This is a genomic window from uncultured Flavobacterium sp., assembly GCF_937967675.1.
In the GTDB taxonomy this organism is placed as follows: Bacteria; Bacteroidota; Bacteroidia; order Flavobacteriales; family Flavobacteriaceae; genus Flavobacterium.
The window spans coordinates 1-3,815 of sequence record NZ_CALBSN010000196.1 but is presented as its reverse complement, the minus strand read 5'-3'; the positions used below and the strand labels follow the sequence as shown (position 1 = coordinate 3,815).

Sequence of the window (3,815 nt, the reverse complement as noted above, 5' to 3'; positions counted from 1 at the left end):
TTCTTAGATGATTTCAAACACAATCCTATTTACGCTGATTCATTAGTAGTAAAATATTCTACTTTAATTATGTCGATTTCCCAAATTTCTGAAACTTTATTCATCTTAGCGATTCCTTTTTTCTTAAAACGTTTTGGTATTAAACAAGTAATGCTGTTTAGTATGATTGCTTGGGTTTTACGTTTCGGATTATTTGCATTCGGAAATCCTGGTGACGGATTATGGATGATTATTTTATCATGTATCGTTTACGGAATGGCATTTGATTTCTTCAACATTTCAGGTTCATTATTCGTAGAAACCTCAACCGATTCTAAAATTCGTTCTTCTGCACAAGGTTTATTCATGATGATGACTAACGGATTTGGAGCTGTTTTAGGAAGTGTTGTAAGCGGACAAATCATCAGTATGTATTTTACAGATGCTGCAACTGGAGAAAAAGATTGGCACAACATCTGGTTAACTTTTGCTGCTTATGCTTTAGTAATTGCAATTGCGTTTGCTGTTTTATTCAAACACAAACACAATCCCAAAGACGTTGCTAATGTTTCGCATTAGTTAGGTAAAGAGCGTAAAAAACTTTTAACCTTCTAAACCATTAAACTTTTAAACTCAAAATGAAACAATATCACGATTTAGTAAAACACGTATTAGCAAACGGCAACCAAAAAGGCGACCGTACCGGAACTGGAACCTTAAGTGTGTTTGGCTACCAAATGCGTTTTGATTTAAGCGAAGGTTTCCCAATGGTAACCACAAAGAAACTCCACTTAAAATCGATTATTTTCGAATTGTTATGGTTTTTAAAAGGCGATACCAACATCAAATATTTACAAGAAAACGGTGTGAAAATTTGGGACGAATGGGCCGATGAAAATGGCGACTTAGGTCCGGTTTACGGCCACCAATGGCGCAATTGGAACAGCGAAGAAATTGACCAAATTACCGAATTAATCGAAACACTAAAAACCAATCCAAACAGCAGAAGAATGTTGGTTTCCGCTTGGAATCCTAGTGTTTTGCCGGATACTTCGGTTTCGTTTGCAGAAAATGTTGCCAATGGAAAAGCCGCTTTACCTCCATGTCATGCTTTTTTTCAATTTTATGTGGCGGATGGAAAATTAAGTTGCCAGTTGTACCAACGCAGTGCTGATATTTTCTTAGGTGTTCCGTTTAATATTGCGTCTTATGCTTTGTTTACCATGATGATTGCCCAAGTTTGCGATTTACAAGTAGGCGAATTCATCCACACCTTTGGTGATGCACACATTTACAACAACCATATCGAGCAACTACAATTGCAATTATCGCGCGAGTGCCGACCATTACCAACGATGAAATTAAACCCTGAAATTAAAAATATTTTCGATTTCAAATTTGAAGATTTCACGTTAGAAGGTTATGATCCACATCCGCATATTAAAGGTGTTGTTGCGGTTTAAAATAAAATTTATGAAAAATACGCTATTACTTTGCTTTACATTATTTTTTATCAACACTTTTTCACAAAATGAAAACACAAATACCGATGTAGTCATACTTACAAAAAATGATTCATTGAGTGGGGAAAAAACAGGAGATATTCCATTTGCAATTATTGAAGAAGCGCCTATTTTCTCTGGTTGTGAAGATATCGAAAGAAATAAAAGAATGAATTGTTTTCAAGAAAAAATGGGAGAACATATTAATGCAACGTTTAGATACCCATCAAAAGCAAAAAGAAATAATATTGAAGGGAGAGTACTAGTTTTATTTGTAATAAACAAAGAGGGCGAAATTACCAAAATTGAAACTAAAGGTGGAGATCCCATTCTACAAACAGAAGCTTTACGAATAGTGAGACTTTTACCCAAAATGAAACCGGGGATGCAAAAAGGCAAACCTGTAAATGTTAAGTATGCCCTTCCCTTAATTTTTAAACTTAACTAACATGCTTACCATAATCGCAGCCGCATCTGAAAACAATGCTTTAGGAAAAGACAATCAATTGGTTTGGCATTTGCCAGATGATTTTAAACGTTTTAAAAGTTTAACTTCGGGACATTTTATTGTGATGGGAAGAAAAACGTTTGAAAGTTTTCCGAAACCGTTACCCAATAGAACACATATTATTATTACTAGACAAAAGGATTACAAAGTTCCTGAAGGTTGTATAATAGCGAGCAGTTTACAAAACGCAATTGATTTGTGTCCAAAAGAGGAAGAAGTTTTCATCATTGGTGGAGGCGAAATCTACAAACAATCCATCGAAATTGCAGATAAAATCGATTTAACTCGCGTGCATACTACGATTGAAGCCGATACTTTTTTTCCAGAAATTGATACGAATCAATGGAAATTAGTTTTTGAAGAATTTCATCCAAAAGACGAAAAACACGATTATGATTTTACTTTTTTAACTTACGTTAGAAAATAAATTTTCATCTTTTGGGAACACATATGAGACAGATTTGAGAAATTTTCACGGATTTTTTAAATTTCTTAAATCTTAGATACTAATAACATTTCTTTAATTTGAATTTTGAAGTTGAAATTGAATTTTGCAATTGTATTTGATTTTTTATCAGTACTTTTGTGTTCCAAAAAATTGCAAAATGTCAAAAAATATTACGCCATATCAAGATTCTAACTTAGGAAAAAAAGAACAAGTTGCTCAAATGTTTGATACCATTTCTGAAAATTATGATGGTTTAAACCGAGTTATTTCTTTTGGAACTGATGCAAAATGGAAAAAGAAAATCTTAAAAATGATTGCGGCAAAACAGCCAAAATCTATTTTAGATATTGCAACTGGAACAGGTGATTTAGCGATTTTATTTGCAAATACATCGGCAACAGAAATTATTGGCTTAGATATTTCGCAAGGCATGCTTGACATTGGAAAGAAAAAAATTGCTGCTCAAAACTTGGATTCAAAAATTCAAATGGTGTTAGGCGATGGCGAAAATATTCCATATCCTGACAATTATTTTGATGCCATTACTGTTGCTTATGGCGTGCGTAATTTTGAAAATTTGGAAAAAGGATTAACCGATATTTTAAGAACATTAAAACCAGGCGGCCAATTGATTATTTTAGAAACTTCGGTTCCTACACAATTTCCTTTTAAACAAGGATATTATGTTTATACCAATTTCATCATGCCAACTATTGGAAAATTATTTTCAAAAGATAAAAAAGCGTACCAATATCTATCCACTTCGGCACAAAATTTCCCTTTTGGAGAAGCTTTGAACAATATTTTGAGAAAAATTGGGTTTATAGACGTGAAGCATCTCCCTCAAACATTTGGAGTTGCCACTATTTATCAAGCATCTAAAAAATAATATGAAGAAGTTTTTATTTTTATTACTTTTTTCACCCCTACTTTTTGCTCAGGAGGGCATGTTTAGTAAAGATCCAATTATCAACAAGGAAAACTGGAACAAACAACGCGTTCACTGGGGGTATTATCTTGGATTTAATAGTCTTGATTTTAAATTTGATTATTTATCAGTAACTGAAGATATTGAAGTTGAAACAACTACTGGATTTAATGTAGGACTTATAGGAAATTTAAGACTTACAGAATATCTGGATTTTCGCTTTGAACCAGGTCTTTATATTACTCAAAGAAACTTAACCTACCCAAATATTGTGGATGTAGGCGATCGTTTACGTGAAGTCAAATCTACTTATATATTTTTCCCTCTTTTACTAAAATATTCTGCATTACGTACAGGAAACGTTAGACCATATCTTGTAGGAGGTGTTTCAAGAGCTTTAAATTTAGGGAGTAATTCAAAATCGCCAGACGATAATTTCAACGACAGATT

Annotated in this window: 6 protein-coding genes; all 6 read left to right on the top strand. The window is 33.2% G+C overall.

Annotated features, from left to right (window positions below):
* Positions 1-558, top strand: a 558-nt coding sequence (locus tag Q0075_RS12885; protein ID WP_297869863.1) for an MFS transporter, incomplete at its 5' end; no start/stop codon positions are given.
* A 59-nt stretch (positions 559-617) separates the two neighbouring features.
* Positions 618-1,442 carry a thymidylate synthase gene (locus Q0075_RS12880; RefSeq protein ID WP_297869862.1) on the top strand — a complete coding sequence of 275 codons (825 nt, stop codon included), beginning with the start codon at positions 618-620 and terminating at the stop codon, positions 1,440-1,442.
* A gap of 10 nt (positions 1,443-1,452) precedes the next feature.
* Positions 1,453-1,929: an energy transducer TonB gene (locus tag Q0075_RS12875; RefSeq protein ID WP_297869861.1), complete on the top strand. Its 477-nt coding sequence runs from the start codon at positions 1,453-1,455 to the stop codon at positions 1,927-1,929.
* Between the two features lies 1 nt (position 1,930).
* Entirely contained in the window at positions 1,931-2,416 is a 486-nt protein-coding gene (locus Q0075_RS12870; RefSeq protein ID WP_297869860.1) for a dihydrofolate reductase, read from the top strand.
* A 178-nt stretch (positions 2,417-2,594) separates the two neighbouring features.
* Positions 2,595-3,326, top strand: a complete 732-nt coding sequence (ubiE, locus tag Q0075_RS12865) for a bifunctional demethylmenaquinone methyltransferase/2-methoxy-6-polyprenyl-1,4-benzoquinol methylase UbiE (protein ID WP_297869859.1) — start codon at positions 2,595-2,597, stop codon at positions 3,324-3,326.
* A gap of 1 nt (position 3,327) precedes the next feature.
* Positions 3,328-3,815, top strand: a 488-nt coding sequence (locus tag Q0075_RS12860; protein ID WP_297869858.1) for a porin family protein, incomplete at its 3' end; no start/stop codon positions are given.

What these genes read in the sequence shown, in the direction of transcription:
- Q0075_RS12880 (WP_297869862.1), top strand. Translation starts at nt 618, where the DNA reads ATGAAACAATATCACGATTTAGTAAAACACGTATTAGCAAACGGCAAC.
- Q0075_RS12875 (WP_297869861.1), top strand. Translation starts at nt 1,453, where the DNA reads ATGAAAAATACGCTATTACTTTGCTTTACATTATTTTTTATCAACACT.
- Q0075_RS12870 (WP_297869860.1), top strand. Translation starts at nt 1,931, where the DNA reads ATGCTTACCATAATCGCAGCCGCATCTGAAAACAATGCTTTAGGAAAA.
- ubiE (WP_297869859.1), top strand. Translation starts at nt 2,595, where the DNA reads ATGTCAAAAAATATTACGCCATATCAAGATTCTAACTTAGGAAAAAAA.